Annotated in this window: 30 protein-coding genes, 1 tRNA gene and 1 pseudogene; 27 read left to right on the top strand and 5 right to left on the bottom strand. The window is 59.7% G+C overall.

Features of this window, described 5'->3' with window-relative positions; genetic code table 11:
* Positions 1–134 precede the first annotated feature (134 nt).
* Positions 135–890: an SDR family NAD(P)-dependent oxidoreductase gene (locus tag HD842_RS10860; protein WP_183554276.1), complete on the top strand. Its 756-nt coding sequence runs from the start codon at positions 135–137 to the stop codon at positions 888–890.
* Between the two features lie 54 nt (positions 891–944).
* On the opposite strand, the gene HD842_RS10855 is transcribed toward HD842_RS10860, so the two are convergent.
* The 5 genes from HD842_RS10855 to ggpS form a co-directional block, all read right to left on the bottom strand.
* On the bottom strand, positions 945–2,120 hold the full coding sequence (locus HD842_RS10855; RefSeq protein WP_183554274.1) for an ATP-binding protein: 1,176 nt from the start codon (positions 2,118–2,120) through the stop codon (positions 945–947).
* A 122-nt stretch (positions 2,121–2,242) separates the two neighbouring features.
* Positions 2,243–3,133: an AraC family transcriptional regulator gene (locus HD842_RS10850; RefSeq protein ID WP_183554272.1), complete on the bottom strand. Its 891-nt coding sequence runs from the start codon at positions 3,131–3,133 to the stop codon at positions 2,243–2,245.
* Between the two features lie 28 nt (positions 3,134–3,161).
* Positions 3,162–3,860, bottom strand: a complete 699-nt coding sequence (locus HD842_RS24075; RefSeq protein ID WP_370660823.1) for a mechanosensitive ion channel family protein — start codon at positions 3,858–3,860, stop codon at positions 3,162–3,164.
* A gap of 96 nt (positions 3,861–3,956) precedes the next feature.
* The gene (locus HD842_RS24070) at positions 3,957–4,274 is read right to left on the bottom strand and encodes a hypothetical protein (RefSeq protein WP_229424714.1); all 318 of its coding nucleotides are present in this window, start codon (positions 4,272–4,274) and stop codon (positions 3,957–3,959) included.
* Between the two features lies 1 nt (position 4,275).
* On the bottom strand, positions 4,276–6,594 hold the full coding sequence (gene ggpS / locus HD842_RS10840) for a glucosylglycerol-phosphate synthase (RefSeq protein ID WP_183554270.1): 2,319 nt from the start codon (positions 6,592–6,594) through the stop codon (positions 4,276–4,278).
* Between the two features lie 404 nt (positions 6,595–6,998).
* On the opposite strand from ggpS, the gene HD842_RS10835 reads away from it, so the two are divergent.
* From HD842_RS10835 to rpsK, 26 genes and pseudogenes are all read left to right on the top strand, one after another.
* Positions 6,999–7,075 (top strand) — tRNA-Val (locus HD842_RS10835).
* 276 nt (positions 7,076–7,351) lie between these two features.
* Positions 7,352–8,008, top strand: coding sequence for a 50S ribosomal protein L3 (rplC, locus tag HD842_RS10830; RefSeq protein ID WP_183554268.1), 657 nt, complete (start codon positions 7,352–7,354; stop codon positions 8,006–8,008).
* Between the two features lie 3 nt (positions 8,009–8,011).
* Positions 8,012–8,632, top strand: a complete 621-nt coding sequence (gene rplD, locus HD842_RS10825) for a 50S ribosomal protein L4 (protein ID WP_183554266.1) — start codon at positions 8,012–8,014, stop codon at positions 8,630–8,632.
* Positions 8,629–8,946 (top strand): 50S ribosomal protein L23, encoded by a 318-nt coding sequence (gene rplW, locus HD842_RS10820; RefSeq protein WP_183554264.1) that lies wholly within the window; start codon positions 8,629–8,631, stop codon positions 8,944–8,946. The genes rplD and rplW overlap by 4 nt, the downstream gene beginning before the upstream one ends.
* Positions 8,946–9,773: a 50S ribosomal protein L2 gene (rplB, locus tag HD842_RS10815; protein ID WP_183554262.1), complete on the top strand. Its 828-nt coding sequence runs from the start codon at positions 8,946–8,948 to the stop codon at positions 9,771–9,773. The genes rplW and rplB overlap by 1 nt, the downstream gene beginning before the upstream one ends.
* Before the next feature lie 9 nt (positions 9,774–9,782).
* Positions 9,783–10,058: a 30S ribosomal protein S19 gene (gene rpsS / locus HD842_RS10810; RefSeq protein ID WP_119811777.1), complete on the top strand. Its 276-nt coding sequence runs from the start codon at positions 9,783–9,785 to the stop codon at positions 10,056–10,058.
* The gene (gene rplV / locus HD842_RS10805; protein ID WP_183555278.1) at positions 10,055–10,387 is read left to right on the top strand and encodes a 50S ribosomal protein L22; all 333 of its coding nucleotides are present in this window, start codon (positions 10,055–10,057) and stop codon (positions 10,385–10,387) included. The genes rpsS and rplV overlap by 4 nt, the downstream gene beginning before the upstream one ends.
* Before the next feature lie 11 nt (positions 10,388–10,398).
* Positions 10,399–11,241, top strand: coding sequence for a 30S ribosomal protein S3 (gene rpsC / locus HD842_RS10800; protein ID WP_183554260.1), 843 nt, complete (start codon positions 10,399–10,401; stop codon positions 11,239–11,241).
* Positions 11,242–11,243: 2 nt separating this feature from the next.
* Entirely contained in the window at positions 11,244–11,663 is a 420-nt protein-coding gene (rplP, locus tag HD842_RS10795; protein ID WP_145653055.1) for a 50S ribosomal protein L16, read from the top strand.
* Between the two features lie 12 nt (positions 11,664–11,675).
* Positions 11,676–11,867: a 50S ribosomal protein L29 gene (gene rpmC / locus HD842_RS10790; protein WP_183554257.1), complete on the top strand. Its 192-nt coding sequence runs from the start codon at positions 11,676–11,678 to the stop codon at positions 11,865–11,867.
* Positions 11,864–12,136, top strand: coding sequence for a 30S ribosomal protein S17 (rpsQ, locus tag HD842_RS10785; protein ID WP_183554240.1), 273 nt, complete (start codon positions 11,864–11,866; stop codon positions 12,134–12,136). The genes rpmC and rpsQ overlap by 4 nt, the downstream gene beginning before the upstream one ends.
* Positions 12,137–12,369: 233 nt before the next feature.
* Complete coding sequence (gene rplN, locus HD842_RS10780; RefSeq protein ID WP_183554239.1) at positions 12,370–12,738, top strand: 50S ribosomal protein L14; 369 nt, start codon at positions 12,370–12,372, stop codon at positions 12,736–12,738.
* 9 nt (positions 12,739–12,747) lie between these two features.
* Positions 12,748–13,062: a 50S ribosomal protein L24 gene (gene rplX, locus HD842_RS10775; RefSeq protein ID WP_171085179.1), complete on the top strand. Its 315-nt coding sequence runs from the start codon at positions 12,748–12,750 to the stop codon at positions 13,060–13,062.
* Positions 13,063–13,068: 6 nt separating this feature from the next.
* Positions 13,069–13,608, top strand: a complete 540-nt coding sequence (rplE, locus tag HD842_RS10770; RefSeq protein ID WP_123069942.1) for a 50S ribosomal protein L5 — start codon at positions 13,069–13,071, stop codon at positions 13,606–13,608.
* Positions 13,609–13,613: 5 nt separating this feature from the next.
* The gene (rpsN, locus tag HD842_RS10765) at positions 13,614–13,919 is read left to right on the top strand and encodes a 30S ribosomal protein S14 (RefSeq protein WP_183554238.1); all 306 of its coding nucleotides are present in this window, start codon (positions 13,614–13,616) and stop codon (positions 13,917–13,919) included.
* 14 nt (positions 13,920–13,933) lie between these two features.
* Positions 13,934–14,329: a 30S ribosomal protein S8 gene (gene rpsH / locus HD842_RS10760; protein WP_183554237.1), complete on the top strand. Its 396-nt coding sequence runs from the start codon at positions 13,934–13,936 to the stop codon at positions 14,327–14,329.
* Between the two features lie 10 nt (positions 14,330–14,339).
* Positions 14,340–14,873, top strand: a complete 534-nt coding sequence (gene rplF, locus HD842_RS10755) for a 50S ribosomal protein L6 (protein WP_183554236.1) — start codon at positions 14,340–14,342, stop codon at positions 14,871–14,873.
* An 11-nt stretch (positions 14,874–14,884) separates the two neighbouring features.
* Positions 14,885–15,247 (top strand): 50S ribosomal protein L18, encoded by a 363-nt coding sequence (gene rplR / locus HD842_RS10750; RefSeq protein ID WP_183554234.1) that lies wholly within the window; start codon positions 14,885–14,887, stop codon positions 15,245–15,247.
* Positions 15,248–15,259: 12 nt separating this feature from the next.
* Positions 15,260–15,778 (top strand): 30S ribosomal protein S5, encoded by a 519-nt coding sequence (rpsE, locus tag HD842_RS10745; protein WP_183554232.1) that lies wholly within the window; start codon positions 15,260–15,262, stop codon positions 15,776–15,778.
* Positions 15,779–15,789: 11 nt separating this feature from the next.
* Positions 15,790–15,969: a 50S ribosomal protein L30 gene (gene rpmD / locus HD842_RS10740; RefSeq protein WP_123069947.1), complete on the top strand. Its 180-nt coding sequence runs from the start codon at positions 15,790–15,792 to the stop codon at positions 15,967–15,969.
* Positions 15,970–15,997: 28 nt separating this feature from the next.
* Positions 15,998–16,429, top strand: a complete 432-nt coding sequence (gene rplO, locus HD842_RS10735; protein ID WP_183554230.1) for a 50S ribosomal protein L15 — start codon at positions 15,998–16,000, stop codon at positions 16,427–16,429.
* 28 nt (positions 16,430–16,457) lie between these two features.
* Positions 16,458–17,792, top strand: a complete 1,335-nt coding sequence (gene secY / locus HD842_RS10730; protein WP_183554228.1) for a preprotein translocase subunit SecY — start codon at positions 16,458–16,460, stop codon at positions 17,790–17,792.
* Between the two features lie 21 nt (positions 17,793–17,813).
* Positions 17,814–18,022: pseudogene (infA, locus tag HD842_RS10725) on the top strand (translation initiation factor IF-1).
* Between the two features lie 39 nt (positions 18,023–18,061).
* Entirely contained in the window at positions 18,062–18,175 is a 114-nt protein-coding gene (gene rpmJ / locus HD842_RS10720) for a 50S ribosomal protein L36 (protein ID WP_005663407.1), read from the top strand.
* 16 nt (positions 18,176–18,191) lie between these two features.
* Entirely contained in the window at positions 18,192–18,557 is a 366-nt protein-coding gene (gene rpsM / locus HD842_RS10715; RefSeq protein ID WP_183554226.1) for a 30S ribosomal protein S13, read from the top strand.
* Positions 18,558–18,571: 14 nt separating this feature from the next.
* Positions 18,572–18,976 (top strand): 30S ribosomal protein S11, encoded by a 405-nt coding sequence (rpsK, locus tag HD842_RS10710; RefSeq protein ID WP_005663404.1) that lies wholly within the window; start codon positions 18,572–18,574, stop codon positions 18,974–18,976.
* Positions 18,977–19,185: the final 209 nt, after the last annotated feature.

Genomic DNA, 19,185 nt, shown 5'->3' with positions numbered 1-19,185 from the left:
CGCCGATTGTAAGGTGCCCTGGAGACGGAGCACGATTTGGAGGATCAGGCAAACACCTGCCAGCTTCCGGCAACGGCGCGGGCGGCGCGGCTCACATACTGGTGGCCCTCTCCAACCCACAAGGAATCACCATCATGACCACGATCGCTCTCGTTACCGGCGCCAGCCGCGGCCTGGGACGCAACACCGCACTGCACATCGCCCGCCGCGGCGGCGACGTGATCATCACCTACCAGAGCCGCCAAGCCGAGGCCCTGGCCGTGGTCGACGAGGTACGTGCTTTGGGCCGCCAGGCGCTGGCGCTGCAGCTCGACGTGGGCGACGTCGCCAGCTTCCCCGCGTTTGCCGCCAGCCTGCGCGCGGCGCTGGCAGACACCTGGGGCCGCGAACAGTTCGACCACCTCGTCAACAATGCCGGCCACGGCGCCATGGCGCCCATCGCCGACACCACCGAGGCGCAGTTCGACCACCTGGTCGACGTCCACTTCAAGGGCGTGTTCTTCCTGACCCAGGCGCTGCTGCCGCTGCTGGGCGACGGTGGGCGCATCGTGAACCTGTCGTCGGGCCTCACCCGTTTCGCACTCCCGGGCTTTGGTGCGTATGCGGCCGTCAAGGGTGCGGTCGAGATCCTGAGCCTCTATCTCGCCAAGGAACTGGGCGAGCGCGGCATCGCGGTCAATACCGTGGCGCCGGGTGCGATCGAGACGGATTTCATGGGCGGCGCGGTGCGCGACACGCCGGACCTGAACGGGGTATTTGCCGGCATGACGGCGCTGGGCCGGGTGGGGGTGCCGGACGATATCGGGCCGATGATCGCCAGCCTGCTGGGGCAGGACAATCGCTGGATCAACGGCCAGCGCATCGAAGTCTCGGGCGGGCAGGCGATTTGATGCTGGCGATTGCGGTCGCATTTTTCAGTTCACGCAAGTGCTTGCAAGTGTGACTCACACAATAATGGCCAGGTTGCGTATCAGGTAGTTGTTGAACATTGGTACAGTGAAAGCGATATCGCCGTGAGAGGGGCTGTAGATCATGCCCTTGCTGATGATTTGTGCCCGGCGCGGCCCAAGGCTCTGCGCTGTTTCACCAAGTGCATCGGCAATGTCGGAAGATCGATAGGGGCCGTTGCCTAATTTCGCCATGGCGATAACGTATTCGCGCTCTTTCGGCGTCAGGCGATCAAAGCGCACTTTGAAGAACCCCTCGTCCAGTCGTTTGAGTGTTCTCGCTTCCGCCTGCCGCGCGTCGTTCAGCGTGATGGTATCGCCTTGCGCGAGGTTCCAGGATTGATGCCCCCACTCCTGTAAGAAATAAGGGTAACCCCGGGTCTTGAGAAAAATTTCGGTCAGGGCATCATCCTCGATACGAGCACCTTCATCATTGACGGGCTGACGAATTGCCGCCTTGGCATCTGACTCTGAAAGAGCGCCGATGTCCGGGTAATGAAATAATCTTTCCGCATATGATTTGGCTTCGCCGGATAGTGCCGCAACTTGTGGCAGACCGGCGCCAAAAAACAGTACGGGTAGATTGGCTTGATTGATTTTGTGTAGCGAAACGATGAGTGCGGCCAAGTCTTTTTGGCCAAGATACTGTACTTCATCGATCAGGAGCGTCCAGGCTTTACCCGCTGCCTTGGCTGCCTCGCCGACACGTACGAAGAGTTCCGGAAGATCATTTTCCAGATCTCCGCTATCTGCTATTCCCACCTCCGGATCGACAGCAATGGCGAGATCTCCATATTCAAACTTGAATGCCGAGGCGAACGAGCGCAAGGCTCGCATTGCATCGTGGACCTTGGCTTTGGCGTTGTCGGTCAGGGAGAGTTTTCGTAGAACCTGATGCACGCGTGGCAGAAGTAGCTCTCCCAGCGGCTTGCTTTCAGGCGCTTCAATGATTGACGTGAAATGGCCGCGCTCTTTGGCCATGGTTTCGACAGCGTTTAGTAATACTGTCTTGCCGACACCGCGCAGTCCCAGGAACATCTGGGAGCGGCTGGGCTTACCCAGCAAGGCTCGTTCGATGGCGACACGTGCATCTTCGATAATCAGCTGACGGCCAGCGAGTTCCGGTGGCTGGCTACCCGCTCCGGGCGCAAAAGGATTTCTGACGGGATCCATGGAGATTTCTATGTCTAGAGATATATAAGAAAGTATATTCCATCATGCTTATACATGGTTATACTTTAATAGATGTGCGTAGATCATGTAAGAATCATATTGATATTGTCTCAGGCACAAAGTCACGCCGCACGTTGCGCAACTGCCCTCCTCATGACGTCGCGCACCGGCGGCAGCCCGAACATGCGCCCGTACTCGCGCGTGAATTGCTGCACGCTTTCATAGCCGACCGCATGGGCGGCCGTGCTGGCGTTGACGCCGTCGGCGAGCATCAGGCGGCGCGCCTCGATCAGGCGCAGCTGCTTCTGGAACTGCAGCGGTGTGAGCGACGTTACCGCGCGAAAGTGCTGGTGGAACGAGGAAGGACTCATGCCGGCCAGGGCGGCCAGCTGCTCCACCGGGAGCCGGCGTGCATAGTCGGTGCGCAGCAGCGCGACGGCGCGCGCCACGCGGCGCACGTGACTGTCGGGCAGGCCAAGGCGCCGCACTGCCGCGCCATGGCGACCGGCCAGGAGCCAGTAATGGAATTCGCGCACCAGCGCGGCCTGCAGCACCGGCAGCGCGGCGGGCCGCTCGATCAACCCCACCAGGCGCAGGGCGGTGTCTGCCAGGTGCGCATCGGTCGGCGCGCTGCGTACCGGCGCGCCGGTGGTTTCTTCGATCGTCGCCATGTCTGTGGCCAGATCGGCAATCACGGCCGGATTCAGGTCCAGCACCAGCGAACAATAGGGCGCCGCGCTGCTGGCCTGCGTGATCTGGCTGAGGGTGGGCACGTCGGCCATGATCAGGAGAGAGTCGCCCGCATGGAACGTGAGCGTTTGCCCGCCCGTGCTGACCTCTTTGCTGCCTTGCAGGACCAGGCAGGCCAGCGGGCGGGCAATCTGGCTGGTCAAAGCGCTGCGCTCGTTCACGCGGATCGCGACCAGGCCGGCGATCGGCGTGGGTGCGATGCCGTCGCGGTCGGCCTGGAGGGCTGCGTAGCGCAGGACGCGGGCGAGAAGTGGCGTGTGCATGCGCCAAGTGTAGCGCGAGGATGCCGCGTCAGGCAGCCTTTCCGAGCGATGCATCGGCGTCGTTGCCTGCCTGGGCGCTGTCGTGCGGCCGCGCTTCACGCGTCAGCTGCACGGTCTGCACTGGCAAGGCCAGCGCCACGTCCTGCGCCTGCAGCAGCGCCACGATGCGCAGATAGATCTCCTGCTGGATATCCATGTAGATCGTGTAGTCGGTGTTGTCGACGTAGTACACGACTTCGTAGTTGAAGCTCGGCGCGGCCAGGCCGCTCAGGTGGGCGCGGTCGAAGCGTACCTGCGGCTGGGCGCGCACGATCTCTTCCAGCAGGGCCGGCAGCGCGCGCAGGAGCGGTTCCGGCGTGCGGTGCGACACGCCAAATCCGAACACGACGCGGCGCGACGCCATCCGGCGCAGGTTCTGGATGCGACTCTTGAGCAGGTCGTTATTCGAAAACACGATCTGCTCGCCGCCCAGGCTGCGCACGCGGGTGGTCTTCAGGCCGATCTTCTCGACCGTGCCGAGCATCTTGTCGACGATGATGAAGTCGCCCACGACGAACGGTTTGTCGAGCACGATCGAGAGCGACGCGAACAGGTCGCCCAGGATGCTCTGCACCGCCAGCGCGATGGCGATACCGCCGATACCCAGGCTGGCCACGAGCGTGGTGATGTTCACGCCCAGGTTGTCGAGCACCATCAGGGCGACGATGGCCCACAGCGCGACGCGCACTAAAAAGGTGACGGCGGCCGATGAGGTGACGCGGTCCGGGTCTTCGCTGCGCTGCGCGCGCGTGACGCGCAGCCAGGTGCGCAGGCCCGTATCGCCCTACAGCGCGACCTGGATCAAGAGCGCCGTGATGGCGAAGCGGCCGATGAACAGGTCCGCTTTCGCGGGCAGGGTCAGCAGGCTGGCGCCGACATACAGGCCGACAAAGCCCAGCACCACCAGCTTCGTCGAGCGCAGCGTGGCGGCGGCGATGTCGTGCAGCAGCGCGGGCGTGCCCGTTTCGGTCTGCGTGGCGCCCGCACCCAGGCGCCGTGCGATGATCGACTTGAGGGCGTCCAGGCCGATGGTGACGGCCACCATGGCCGCCAGCGCGATCAGCCAGTCGGCCACGGGATTGGCAAGGATGATGTAGTTCATGTCAGGCCGCGGCGCGCTCGTTGATCGGTTGTTCATTACCCGGCGCCGGCAGTGCCGCCAGCGCGGCCAGGAAGTCGTCGCCCCAGCGCGTCACGTCGTGACCGCGCACGATCGCCGCCATGCGCCCGGCGCGGTACGCCACTTCGTCGGCGCCCATTGTCAGCGCGTCGTACAGCGTCGCGCTCATCGCGTTGGCGTCGTACGGATTGACCAGCAGCGCGCCGTGCAGCTCGACGGCGGCGCCGGCGAATTCGGACAGCACCAGCGTGCCGGGCCGGCCCGTTGCATGGCGGGTGGCGACATATTCCTTGGCCACCAGGTTCAGGCCATCGCGCAGCGGCGTGATCCAGGCGATGTCGCAGGCGGCGTAGTGGGCCACCACCTGCTCGAACGGCAGGCTGCGGTAGAAGTAGCGCACCGGCACCCAGTCCATCGTGGAGAAGCGCCCGTTGATGCGCCCGACGATGCGGTCCAGGTCTTCGCGCAGGCTGTCGTAGATGTCCATGCCGCTGGCGGCCGGCGTGATGATGTTCAGCAGCGTGACCTTGCCCAGCAATTCCGGGTGCTGTTCGAGCATGCGTTCATAGGCCTGCAGCTTTTCCAGCGAGCCTTTCACGTAGTCGAGGCGTTCGATCGAGACGATGCCGGTCTTGCCGTCCAGGTAGGCGTCGATCTCCGCGATCTGCTGCTGCACGGCGTCGGTTTGCACCAGCGTGTCGATCAGGTCCGTGTTGGTGCCGACCGGATGGGCGCCCAGCGCGACCTGGCGGCCATTCACCTCGAGCGCGGTGGTCATGTGATCTACGCCCAGTGCGCAGCCGAAGGTCAAAAAGCGCGGCGCGCAGCCCACGCCGTCGACGATCTGCACCGGCGCGCACGAACGGGCGGCGTCGACGAAATTCTCGACGTAGCGCGGGATGTGAAAGCCCACGTAGTCACATTGCAGCAGGCTGCCGATGATGTCGCGCCGCCATGGCAGGATGTTGAAGACGTCGCTCGACGGGAACGCCGTGTGGTGGAAGAAGGCGATCTTCAGGTCGGGCCGCAGCGGGCGCAGGAAGGCCGGTACCATCCACAGGTTGTAGTCGTGGATCCAGGCCGTGGCGCCGTACGCCGCTTCGCGCGCGGTCTGCTCGGCGAACAGGCGGTTGATCTCGAGGTAGCGTTCCCAGTGGTCCTGGCGGAACACGGCTTTGTCGGGGAACGAAAAGATGATCGGCCAGAACGCCTCTTTCGAGAACTTCTTGTAGAACTGGTCGATGTCGTCCGGCGTGAGCGCGATGCGGGCTGCTTTCAGGTGCGGATAGCGCGCCGCATCCACGGCGACGTGCGGGACAAAGCCGGCCGGTGTGCGGCTGTTCTGCTGCGACCAGGCGACCCACGAGCCCTTGCGCCCGCCGGCGAAAAAGCTCAATAGCGTGGGCATGATGCCGTTCGGGCTTTTCGGGCGCCGCGCGCAGGTCACCCCATCCTCGATTACTTCGTCGTAGGGCAGGCGGTGATACACCATCACCAGCTCGGCGTCGCCGCAGGCTGGGGCAGCGGCAGGGCTGTCGTCGCCATCGAAGCGCAGGCCATGACGGCTGAGGGCTTCGAGGATGCCGCCGCAGCCGGCGGCGTCGGCCACCACCACGCGCGGCGACTTGCGCACGGCTTCGACCAGCGCCGGTTCGGCGGCGCCCACGACCACGCCGCGAAAGCCCGCCTCGAACATCGACAGGTCATTCAGTGTGTCGCCCGCTACCAGAATATGGGCCGGATCGAACCCGGCCACCTCGGCCAGGCGGCGCACGGCGGCGCCCTTGCCAACGCCGCGCGGCAGCACGTCCAGGTATTGCCCGGCCGAAAACAGCAGATCGCAGCCGAGGGCGTCGACTGCCGCGCGCAGCTCCGGCGTGATGGCGGACTCGGTCGCATAGAACGAGCAGCGCCGCTCCTGCGGCACGAGCTGGCGCACCAGTTGCGGGAAGCCACTGAGCGCGCGCAGCACTTCATGGGTGCCAGGCCACGTGGCAGCAATTTCGTGCGCGAGCGGCTCGACCGGGCGCAGGTCGGCATCGACGATCGTGGCGCCGACGTCGGCAATGATGTAATGAGGGCGCGGGACGGTGGGATCGCTCAGCAGCGGAATGACGGTTTCCAGGCCGCGGCCGGTGACGAAGACCAGCTTGGCGCCAGGCAGGGCGCCCGAGAACAGTTCGCGGATGCGGCGCCGCGCCTCATGGGTGCCGGCCAGCAGCGTGCCGTCGAGATCGGTAGCGAGGACAAGGCGGGAAGGGTCGAGCAGGCGGGGCCAGCGTTGTGTATCAATGACAGTCATGTTGTACATCCTTGCAGCAATGCGTCCGCCAGCAGACCAGGTGTGGACTGACGGCGCAGGTCGGGGCCCGCGAAGTCGCCGGGGAGGCGCGCGGGCCGGGGAAAGGCGGATGACGCGAAGCGCGCTTTGTTGTACGAAGAAGTGCGCGTTCGACAGGGCCGGGGCCGCCAGGCGGAAAAGAAAGGGCAGCGCCGGCATGGGTGCCGGAGACCACGTGCGCCAGGTGCGCACGACGAAACCCGTCCTCGAAATACATTTGTACAATAACATTTTGATGGGGCAGGCACAACCGGCGATTCGCCTCGGCCGCTGGCTTCCGGTGATGCCAATCTTCTGCCGAAAGTTGAAACACCGAAAAAAGCTATTGCAAAAGTTCCAGCATGCCTCGTATAATTCGGCTCCCCGGGCGGTTAGTTCAGTTGGTTAGAATACTTGGTCGACATCCAAGGGGTCGCAGGTTCGAATCCTGCACCGCCCACCAGAAATTCAAGTCGCAGGCTCCCAGCAATGGTTGATGCCTGTAGAGACAAGGCGCACGATGCTGTGCCTGTCTGTGCCGTTCAGCTCGAACGGATTCTTCATTCTCCAGATACTGCGAAAAGCGCAACAGGACCGGTCTCGATGCCGATTTTTCCTGTTGCGCCGTTGCCGTTTGCGCGCTATACTAGCCGGCTTCGGTACGGGTGCGTCTTTTATTGCCCGTATTATTTAGTAGTTCAACTACCCCCGCCCAATCGTAGGTGGGAATGGAGAAAAAATGAGCTTGGGCCTTCTCGGTCGCAAGGTTGGCATGATGCGTATCTTCACGGACGAGGGTGATTCAATCCCTGTCACCGTGCTGGATGTGTCGAACAACCGTGTCGCACAAATCAAAACCCCTGAAACTGATGGCTACACCGCAGTTCAGGTCGTCTACGGTCAACGTCGTGCTTCGCGCGTGACGAAAGCCGCTGCCGGTCACTACGCCAAAGCTGGCGTCGAAGCCGGTACGATGCTGAAAGAATTCCGCATCGATTCCACCAAAGCCGCCGAACTCAAAGCCGGTGACACCATCGATGCTTCGCTGTTCGAAGTGGGCCAGAAAATCGACGTGCAAGGCACCTCGATCGGTAAAGGCTACGCCGGTACCATCAAGCGTCACAACTTCGCATCGGGCCGTGCTACCCACGGTAACTCGCGTTCGCACAATGTTCCTGGCTCGATCGGTATGGCCCAGGATCCAGGCCGCGTGTTCCCAGGCAAGCGCATGACCGGTCACATGGGCGACGTCACCGTCACCACCCAGAACCTGGAAGTGGCTCGCATCGACACTGAACGTCAGCTGCTGCTGATTAAAGGTGCCGTACCTGGCGCGAAGAACGGCCAAGTGGTCGTCAAGCCTGCTGTTAAAACCAAACTCAAGAAAGGAGCGTAAGCCATGGAACTGAAGCTCCTGAATGAGCAAGGTCAAGACGGCGCCAATGTTGCAGCCGCCGATGAAGTGTTCGGTCGTGAATACAACGAAGCCCTGATTCACCAAGTCGTCGTCGCCTACGCTGCTAACGCACGTGGCGGTAACCGCAAGCAGAAAGATCGTGAAGAAGTCCACCACACGACCAAGAAGCCATGGCGCCAAAAAGGTACCGGCCGCGCTCGTGCTGGTATGTCGTCGTCGCCACTGTGGCGCGGCGGTGGTCGTATCTTCCCGAACAGCCCAGAAGAAAACTTCACGCACAAAGTTAACAAGAAGATGTTCCGCGCAGGTATCTGCTCGATCTTCTCGCAACTGGCCCGCGAAGGCCGTCTGAGTGTCGTCGAGAACCTGTCGATCGAAGCACCAAAGACCAAGCTGCTGTCGCAGAAACTGCTGGGCATGGGTCTGGACTCGGTCCTGGTGATCACCGATACCATCGATGAAAACCTCGAGCTGGCATCGCGCAATCTGCCGCACGTTCTGGTCGTTGAGCCTAAGCACGCTGACCCGATGTCGCTGGTGTTCTACAAGAAAATCCTGGTCACGAAAGCTGCTCTGGCCAAGATCGAGGAGATGTACGCATGAGCGCCGCAATCAAATTTAGCGAAGAGCGCCTGATGAAGGTGCTGCTGGCTCCGATCATTTCCGAGAAGGCTACCTTCGTCGCGGAAAAGAACGAGCAGATCGTGTTCAAGGTCATGCCTGACGCGACCAAGCCAGAAATCAAGGCTGCTGTCGAACTGCTGTTCAAAGTCGAGGTCGAATCGGTCCAGACGTTGAACCGTGAAGGCAAGCAGAAGCGTTCGGGCCGTTTCAACGGTCGTCGCAACCACACCAAGCGTGCTTTCGTGTGCCTGAAGCCAGGCCAGGAAATCAATTTTGTCGAGGAGGCTAAATAATGGCACTCGTTAAGATGAAGCCAACCTCCCCAGGCCGTCGCGGCATGGTGAAAGTTGTGACTGAAGGCCTGTACAAAGGTCGTCCATTCGCAGCCCTGGTTGAAAAGAAATCGAAAACTGCCGGCCGTAACAACAACGGTCACATCACCACCCGTCACATGGGCGGCGGTCACAAGCAGCATTACCGTCTGGTCGACTTCAAGCGCCAGAAGGACGGCATCCCTGCCAAGGTCGAGCGTATCGAATACGATCCAAACCGTACCGCGCACATTGCACTGCTGTGCTACGCGGACGGTGAGCGTCAGTATGTCATCGCCACCAAGAACATGGCTGTCGGCGATAGCATCATGAATGGCTCGGAAGCGCCGATCAAGGCCGGTAACTGCCTGCCGATCCGCAACATCCCAGTCGGTACCATCATGAACTGCGTCGAAATGCTGCCAGGTAAGGGTGCCCAGATGGCCCGTACCGCCGGCGCCGGCGTCGTGCTGATGGCACGTGAAGGCACCTACGCTCAGGTCCGCCTGCGCTCGGGTGAAGTCCGTCGCGTGCACATCGAGTGCCGCGCTACCATTGGCGAAGTCGGCAATGCCGAACACAGCCTGCGCAAGATCGGTAAAGCTGGCGCGATGCGCTGGCGTGGTGTTCGTCCAACCGTTCGCGGTGTGGTCATGAACCCTGTCGATCACCCGCACGGTGGTGGTGAAGGTAAAACTGCAGCCGGTCGTCACCCAGTGTCCCCATGGGGCCAGCAGACCAAGGGTAAGAAGACGCGTTCGAACAAGCGTACTTCGTCGATGATCGTTTCGCGCCGCGGCAAGAAATAAGGATAAAAAATGACTCGTTCATTGAAAAAAGGGCCGTTTATTGACGCCCACCTGGTGAAAAAAGTCGAAGCCGCGCAAGCGAACAAAGACAAAAAGCCAGTCAAAACCTGGTCGCGCCGCTCGACGATCTCCCCAGACTTCATCGGTCTGACGATCGCTGTTCACAACGGCAAGCTGCACGTTCCTGTGTATGTGTCGGAGAACATGGTCGGCCACAAGCTCGGCGAGTTCGCGCTGACCCGTACGTTCAAGGGCCACGCCGCTGACAAGAAGGCGAAAAAATAATGGAAACTAAAGCTATCCTCAAAGGCGTGCGCCTGTCGGAACAAAAAGGCCGCCTGGTGGCCGATCTGATTCGCGGCAAGAAAGTTGACGCAGCACTCAACATTCTGCAATTCAGCCCAAAAAAGGGCGCGACGATCATCAAGAAGGTTCTCGAGTCGGCAATCGCCAACGCGGAACACAATGATGGCGCGGACATCGACGAACTGAAAATCGTTCAGATCTATGTCGAAAAGGGCCCGATCCTGAAGCGTTTCACGGCACGTGCAAAAGGCCGCGGCGATCGTATTTCTAAACAATCCTGTCACATTTACGTGACTGTCGGTAACTAAGGAGTCACAGAATGGGTCAGAAAATCCACCCAACCGGCTTCCGCCTGGCGGTCACCCGTAACTGGTCGTCGCGTTGGTATGCTGGTAACGGCAACTTCGCAGCCATGCTGCTGGAAGACCTGGAAGCACGCGCTTTCCTGAAAAAGAAGCTGAAGAACGCTTCGGTCGGTCGCATCGTCATCGAGCGTCCTGCCAAGAACGCGCGTTTCACCATTTACTCGTCGCGTCCTGGTGTCGTGATCGGTAAAAAAGGCGAAGACATCGAAGTGCTGAAGTCGTCGCTGGCGAAGATCATGGGCGTGCCAGTGCACGTCAATATCGAAGAGATCCGCAAGCCTGAGATCGATTCGCAGCTGATCGCCGATTCGATCTCGCAACAGCTCGAAAAGCGCATCATGTTCCGTCGTGCAATGAAGCGCGCGATGCAAAATGCAATGCGTCTGGGCGCTGTCGGCATCAAGATCATGTCGTCGGGTCGCCTGAACGGCATCGAAATCGCACGTACCGAATGGTACCGCGAAGGTCGCGTGCCACTTCACACCCTGCGCGCCGATATCGACTACGGCACCAGCGAAGCATCGACCACGTACGGCATCATCGGCGTCAAGGTCTGGGTCTACAAGGGCGACCGTTCGGTCACCGGCGAAGCACCAGTCATCGACACCCCGCCGGACGACAAGAAGCCACGCGGCCCACGTCGTGACGATGGCAAGCCATCGCGCGGCCCACGCCCAGCAGGCGGCGCACGTCCAGCCACTGCAGCACCAGTTGTCCGCGCTCGTCCAGCTGTCAAGCTGGCGACCCCGGCTGCCGCTGCACCTGCTGCTGCCCCAGCTGAGAAAGCAGGAGAATAAGCATGCTGCAACCATCGCGCAGGAAGTATCGTAAAGAGCAGAAAGGCCGTAACACCGGCATTTCGCACACCCGCGGCACCGCGGTCTCGTTCGGTGAATTCGGTCTGAAGGCAGTTGCCCGCGGCCGTATCACTGCACGTCAGATCGAGGCGGCACGTCGCGCCATGACCCGTCACATTAAGCGTGGCGGTCGTATCTGGATCCGTATCTTCCCGGACAAGCCGATTTCGAACAAGCCAGCTGAAGTTCGTATGGGTAACGGTAAAGGTAACCCGGAATACTACGTCGCTGAAATCCAGCCAGGCAAAGTCCTGTATGAGATGGACGGCGTTGATGAAACCCTGGCGCGCGAAGCATTCCGCCTGGCCGCTGCCAAACTGCCACTGGCTACCACGTTCGTGGTTCGCCAGGTCGGTCAATAACAGGAGTTGTATATGAAAGCATCGGAACTCCGCGGCAAGGACCAGGACGCGCTGCAGAAGGAGCTGAACGAGCTGCTCAAGGCCCAATTCGGTCTGCGCATGCAAGTCGCCACCCAGCAGCTCGGGAATACCTCGCAGCTCAAGAAAGTACGTCGCGATATCGCGCGTGTGAAGACTGTGATGAACACGAAGGAAGCCAAATGAACGACACCACTAAAACGGCGCTGAAGCGTACGCTGGTCGGTAAAGTCGTGTCCGACAAAATGGACAAGACGGTAACCGTACTGATCGAACGTCACGTCAAGCATCCGCTGTACGGCAAGATCATCGTGCGCTCGAACAAGTATCACGCGCACGACGAAGCGAACGAAGCGAAAATTGGCGACACCGTCGAGATCGCAGAAGGTCGCCCGATCTCGAAGACGAAAGCCTGGACGGTCACCCAGGTGCTGTTGGTAGCACCAGTCCTCTAAGCTTTAAAAATTGTCTTGCGTGGCCCGCTGGTATCTGAGATACTAGCGGGCTTCGTTCATGTGTTGCCGCAGTTTGTCCCCCTCGGCAAGTGCGGCCTGTAACGAAGAGCGTTATTGGAAAGTCCAATCACCCAATCGTGGTGCTCCAGCAGGGGCGTTACGGCGGGACCAAGACTGACCGCAGGCCCACAAATTGTGGGGTTTCTTCGGCTTAAGTTGGGAAAGAAAATACTATGATTCAAACCGAAAGCCGGCTCGAAGTAGCCGACAACACGGGTGCAAAGGAAGTTCTGTGCATCAAGGTGTTGGGCGGCTCGAAGCGCCGTTACGCGAGCATTGGCGACATCATCAAGGTCACCGTTAAAGTCGCAGCCCCACGTGGCCGCGTCAAAAAAGGTGAAATTTACAATGCCGTGGTTGTGCGCACCGCAAAAGGTGTGCGTCGCCCGGATGGTTCCCTGGTCAAGTTCGACGGCAATGCCGCTGTCCTGCTGAACGCCAAGCTGGAGCCAATCGGTACCCGTATCTTCGGACCAGTGACGCGCGAGCTGCGCACTGAAAAGTTCATGAAGATCGTGTCGCTGGCACCTGAAGTTCTGTAAGGATACGACATGGATAAGATTCGTAAAAACGACGAAGTCATCGTTCTGGCCGGGAAAGACAAGGGCAAGCGCGGTGTCGTTCAACAGCGTGTAGACGCTGAACACGTCATCGTCGAAGGCGTCAACGTCGCTAAAAAAGCGACCAAGCCTAACCCGATGACCGGTGTTACTGGTGGTATCGTCGACAAGACAATGCCGATTCACGTGTCGAATGTCGCGCTGTTCAACGCAGCGACCGGCAAGGCAGATCGCGTTGGCTTCAAAGACCAGGACGGCAAAAAAGTCCGCGTCTTCAAGTCGAGCGGCGAAGTAGTGAAGGGGTAAGAATAAATGGCCCGTCTCCAAGCAATTTACAAAGAAAAAGTCGTCGCCGAGCTGACCGAGAAATTCGGTTACAAGTCGGTGATGGAAGTGCCACGTCTGACCAAGATCACCCTGAACATGGGTCTGTCGGAAGCAGTCGCTGACAAGAAGATCATCGAGCACGCCACTGGCGACCTGACGAAGATCGCCGGCCAGAAGCCAGTGATCACCAAGGCACGCAAGGCAATCGCTGGTTTCAAGATCCGCGAAGGCTACCCGATCGGCACGATGGTGACCCTGCGCGGCGCCCGTATGTACGAATTCCTGGACCGCTTCATCACCGTGGCTCTGCCGCGCGTGCGTGACTTCCGCGGTGTTAATGGTAAATCGTTCGATGGTCGCGGCAACTACAACATCGGTGTCAAGGAACAGATCATCTTCCCAGAGATCGACTACGACAAGATCGATGCACTGCGTGGCATGAACATCTCGATAACCACGACTGCTAAGACCGACGAAGAAGCCAAAGCGCTGCTCGCCGCCTTCAAATTCCCGTTCAGGAACTAAGAGCAATGGCAAAACTTTCACTGATTAACCGCGAAAAGAAGCGTGCAGACCTGGTGGAGAAATTCGCCCCGAAGCGTGCCGCTCTTAAAGCGATCATCGACGACCAGTCGAAGACGGAAGAAGAACGCTACGAAGCGCGTCTGAAGCTGCAGGCTCTGCCGCGCAATTCGGCGCCGACCCGTCAGCGTAACCGCTGCGCCATCACTGGCCGTCCACGTGGCACATTCCGTAAATTCGGTCTGGCACGTACCAAAGTCCGCGAATTCGCCATGAAGGGCGAAATTCCTGGTATGACCAAAGCAAGCTGGTAATAGGAGAATATGCAATGAGTATGAGCGATCCTATCGCCGATATGCTGACCCGCATTCGCAACGCACAAGTTGTTCAGAAAACCACGGTCGCAATGCCGTCGTCAAAAGTCAAGGTTGCCATTGCCAACGTCCTGAAGGACGAGGGTTACATTGAGGATTTCGCTGTCACCTCCGAAGGTGGTAAAGCGGAACTGAAAATCGGTTTGAAGTATTACACTGGCCGTCCGGTCATCGAGCGCCTTGAGCGCGTGTCCCGTCCAGGCCTGCGTATCTACAAAGGTAAAGACGAGATCCCAACCGTCATGAACGGCCTGGGCGTGGCAATCGTGTCGACTCCGCAAGGCGTCATGACTGATCGCAAAGCGCGCGCTACCGGTGTCGGTGGCGAAGTGATTTGCTACGTGGCTTAAGGAGTAGACGATGTCTCGAGTAGCTAAGATGCCTATCGCCGTCCCTGCCGGTGCCGAAGTCGCGATCAACGCGTCGTCGATCACCGTCAAGGGCCCGCTGGGCTCCCTGACCCAGGCCCTGAACGGCCTGGTCAAAGTGGAAAACAACAATGGCACGCTGACCTTCGACGTAGTCGATGATTCGCGTGAATCGAACGCCATGTCCGGCACCCTGCGTGCTCTGGTCAACAACATGGTAACCGGCGTGACCAAGGGCTTCGAGAAGAAGCTGAACCTGGTCGGCGTGGGCTACAAGGCAGCAGTGCAGGGCAACGCCCTGAACCTGTCCCTGGGCTTCTCGCACCCGGTGCTGCACGCAATGCCAGAAGGCGTTACTGCAGCAACTCCGACCCCGACCGAGATCCTGATCAAGGGTATCGATCGTCAAAAGGTCGGCCAGGTTGCCGCTGAAGTTCGCGCTTACCGCTCGCCTGAGCCTTACAAAGGCAAGGGTGTCCGTTATTCGGACGAAGTGGTGAAGCTTAAAGAAACCAAGAAGAAATAATCGGAGCTGACATGGACAAGAAAGAATCACGTCTGCGTCGTGGACGTCAGACCCGCATCAAGATCTCGCAGCTGGGCGTGAACCGTTTGTCGGTTCACCGCACCAACCTGCATATCTATGCGAACCTGATCAGCCCGGACGCAAAAGTACTGGTGTCGGCTTCGACTCTGGAAGCTGAAGTGCGCGCCGAGCTGGCAGGTCAGACTGGCGCCGGCGGCAACGCTGCAGCAGCCGCTCTGGTCGGCAAGCGCGTCGCAGAAAAAGCACTGAAAGCAGGAATCACCGAAGTCGCGTTCGATCGCTCCGGTTTCCGTTACCACGGTCGGGTGAAGGCGCTGGCGGAAGCCGCGCGTGAAGCCGGTCTGAAGTTCTAAGGAAGAATCGTCATGGCAAAAATGCAAGCGAAAATGGCAAGCGACAAGCCGGATGATGGCATGCGCGAGAAAATGATCGCGATCAACCGCGTGACCAAAGTGGTCAAGGGTGGTCGTATCATGGGTTTTGCAGCGCTGACCGTTGTCGGTGACGGCGATGGCCGCATCGGCATGGGCAAAGGCAAGTCGAAGGAAGTTCCAGTCGGCGTGCAAAAAGCGATGGAAGAAGCCCGCCGCAACCTGATCAAGGTGCCACTCAAGAACGGTACGCTGCACCACACCGTGTCCGGTCGTCATGGCGCCTCGCGCGTCATGATGATGCCAGCTAAGCCTGGTACCGGCGTGATCGCTGGTGGCGCAATGCGCGCTATCTTCGAAGTGATGGGCGTGACGGACGTGGTCGCTAAATCGACCGGCTCGTCGAATCCATACAACCTGGTGCGCGCAACTCTCGACGGTCTGTCGAAAATGAGCACTGCTTCCGACATCGCCGCCAAGCGTGGCAAGTCGGTCGAAGACATCCTGGGTTAAGGGGAAATCACATGGCTAACACCGTTAAAGTTCAGCTCGTCAAGGGCCTGATCGGTACCCGTCAGGATCACCGTGCCACCGTGCGCGGTCTGGGTCTGCGTCGCGTCAACTCGGTCTCCGAGTTGCAAGACACCCCGTCCGTGCGTGGCATGATCAACAAAGTATCGTACCTCGTGAAAGTGGTTTCGTAAGCCCTCGGGCTTGCGAACGGAGAAATCAATGGAACTCAATACCATTCAACCAGCTGACGGCGCCAAGCACTATAAGCGTCGCGTCGGCCGCGGTATCGGCTCCGGCATCGGCAAAACTGCCGGCCGTGGTCACAAGGGTCAAAAGTCGCGTTCGGGCGGCTTCCACAAAGTCGGCTTCGAAGGCGGTCAAATGCCTCTGCAGCGTCGTCTGCCAAAGCGTGGTTTCAAATCGCTGAACGCAACGTTCAAGGCTGAAGTGCGTCTGTCCGATCTGAACAACCTGGCCGTCGGCGAAGTCGACATCCTGGTGCTCAAAGCGGCTGGCGTTCTGTCGGTTCTGGCACGTGACGTGCGCGTCATCCTGTCCGGCGAGATCACCAAAGCGGTGAACCTCAAAGGCCTGAAAGTGAGCGCCGGCGCTAAAGCGGCAATCGAAGCAGCTGGCGGCTCGGTCGCGTAAAGCGATCGCTGCCTGATCGGAGCAAAAATTGGCGACTAATTCACAACTTGGTAAAAGCGCCGCTTCCGGATTCCCATGGGCCCGGCTGTGGTTTTTGCTTGGCGCGTTGGTCGTGTACCGCATCGGTGCTCATATTCCGGTCCCCGGGATTGACCCGGTGCAGCTCGCTGCGCTGTTCAAGCAGAACGAAGGCGGCATCCTGGGCATGTTCAACATGTTCTCGGGTGGCGCCTTGTCCCGCTTTACCGTGTTCGCGCTCGGCATCATGCCTTATATTTCGGCTTCGATCATCATGCAGCTCGCATCGATCGTTTCGCCGCAACTCGAGGCGTTGAAGAAAGAGGGCGAGTCCGGCCGCCGCAAGATTACCCAGTACACCCGTTACTTCACGGTTGCGCTGGCACTCTTCCAGGCGTTCGGTATCGCTGTCGCGCTCGAAGCGCAGCCTGGCCTGGTCATTGACCCTGGTCTCGGCTTCCGTTTCGTCACCATCGTGACCCTCTTGACCGGCACCATGTTCCTGATGTGGCTGGGCGAGCAAATTACCGAGCGTGGTCTTGGCAATGGCATTTCGATCATCATCTTTGCCGGCATCGCAGCAGGTTTGCCGTCGGCGCTGGGTGGCTTGTTCACCCTGGTGTCAAACGGTTCGATCGGCAGCTTCTCGGCCATCCTGATCGTTCTGCTGATCGCTGCGGTGACGTATGCGGTGGTGTTCGTGGAACGCGGACAGCGCAAGATTCTGGTTAATTACGCGAAACGCCAGGTCGGCAACAAGATCTACGGTGGCCAAACCAGCCACCTGCCCTTGAAGCTGAACATGGCAGGCGTGATCCCGCCGATCTTCGCGTCGTCGATCATTCTGTTCCCGGCGACGATTGTCGACTGGTTCACCCGTGGCAAGGATTCCAGCGGCCCGGTGATCGGGTTCCTGAAGGATCTGGCGGCGTCGATGGCGCCGGGCGAGCCAATCCACGCGTTGCTGTATGCGGTGGCGATCGTGTTCTTCTGCTTCTTCTATACTGCGCTGGTATTTAACAGCAAGGAAACGGCGGACAACTTGAAGAAAAGTGGCGCGTTTGTACCGGGCATCCGTCCGGGTGATCAGACCGCTCGCTATATCGACAAGATCCTGATGCGCCTGACCCTGGCTGGTGCTGTCTACATCACCCTGGTGTGCCTGGTGCCGGAGTTCATGACCGCCCAGTGGAAGGTTCCCTTCTACTTCGGTGGCACGTCGCTCCTGATCATCGTTGTGGTGACGATGGACTTCATGGCACAAGTACAGAACTACGTCATGTCGCAGCAATATGATTCACTGCTGCGCAAGGCGAACTTCAAGGGTGGCGTCCCGACGCGATAAGTAGTCGGGTGCATGGCGCGAATGGCAGAAGACGATGTCATCCGAATGCAAGGGGAGGGTCGAAAGACTCTCCCAAACGCGACGTTCCGCGTGAAGCTGGAAAACGAAATGTGAGCCTGGGGTCGATCTCGGGTAGAATGCGTGTTCGCTTCTGCCTGCGTGACCCGGTAATGGTGAAGTTGACCCCGTTATCGTGGTCCCGGGCCCGCATCGTATTCGGCACCAAGTAAAAACACATCATCAAGTAAACGAACCGAAGAGAGTGCAAAATGAAAGTTAACGCTTCAGTCAAGCGGATCTGCCGCAACTGCAAGATCATCAAGCGCAAGGGCGTGGTCCGTGTGATCTGCGTCGAGCCGCGTCACAAGCAGCGTCAAGGTTAATTTCGAGGAATAACGAATGGCACGTATTGCAGGGGTTAACATCCCAAATCATCAGCACACTGTTATCGGCCTGACGGCGATCTACGGTGTTGGCCGTCCGCGTTCGCAGAAAATCTGCGACGCAACCGGTATCGCGACCACCAAAAAAGTCAAGGACCTGGACGATAACGAACTCGAGAAGCTGCGTGACGAAGTCGCGAAGTTTGTCGTGGAAGGCGATCTTCGCCGCGAACTGTCCATGAACATCAAGCGTCTGATGGACTTGGGCTGCTACCGCGGCATGCGTCACCGTAAGGGCCTGCCGGTCCGCGGTCAGCGTACCCGCACCAACGCGCGTACCCGTAAGGGCCCGCGTAAGGCAGCTCAATCGCTCAAGAAATAATCTAGGAACCGACTATGGCCAAGCAACAAAGCAGCGCGGCAGCAGCGCGCGTCCGCAAGAAAGTCAAGAAGAACGTTGCCGAGGGTATCGCCCACGTGCACGCGTCCTTCAACAACACGATCATCACGATCACCGATCGTCAGGGCAATGCTCTGTCGTGGGCAACTTCCGGCGGCGCCGGCTTCAAGGGTTCGCGCAAATCGACCCCGTTCGCAGCGCAGGTTGCTGCCGAAGCTGCTGGCAAGGTCGCTCAGGAATCGGGCGTGAAGAATCTGGAAGTGCGTATCAAGGGCCCAGGCCCAGGCCGTGAATCGGCTGTGCGCGCACTGAACAACCTCGGCATCAAGATCACCGAGATCCAGGACGTCACCCCAGTTCCACACAACGGTTGCCGTCCACCAAAGCGTCGCCGTATCTAAGTTGCAGGGGAGGGCGGCTTGCCGCCAGCCCATGTACTTGGTAATCGATGCTCGGGGCGCATAGCCCCGTTGTGTTTTCAAGAAAAGCCGGTGCAGTTGCCCGTAAATGGGATATACTGCCCGGCTCTTGTCGCCTGCTGCTCTAGCGGTGGGTGATGCAAGCCACGTCCGGCCTGACTTTCCAGAGCTGGACTAGCGCCTGGGTGCTT

The organism is Massilia aurea (assembly GCF_014200505.1).
Taxonomy (GTDB): domain Bacteria; phylum Pseudomonadota; class Gammaproteobacteria; order Burkholderiales; family Burkholderiaceae_D; genus Telluria; species Telluria aurea_B.
Note: the sequence above shows the minus strand (reverse complement) of the source record. Positions and strands in the feature narration are given on the sequence as shown.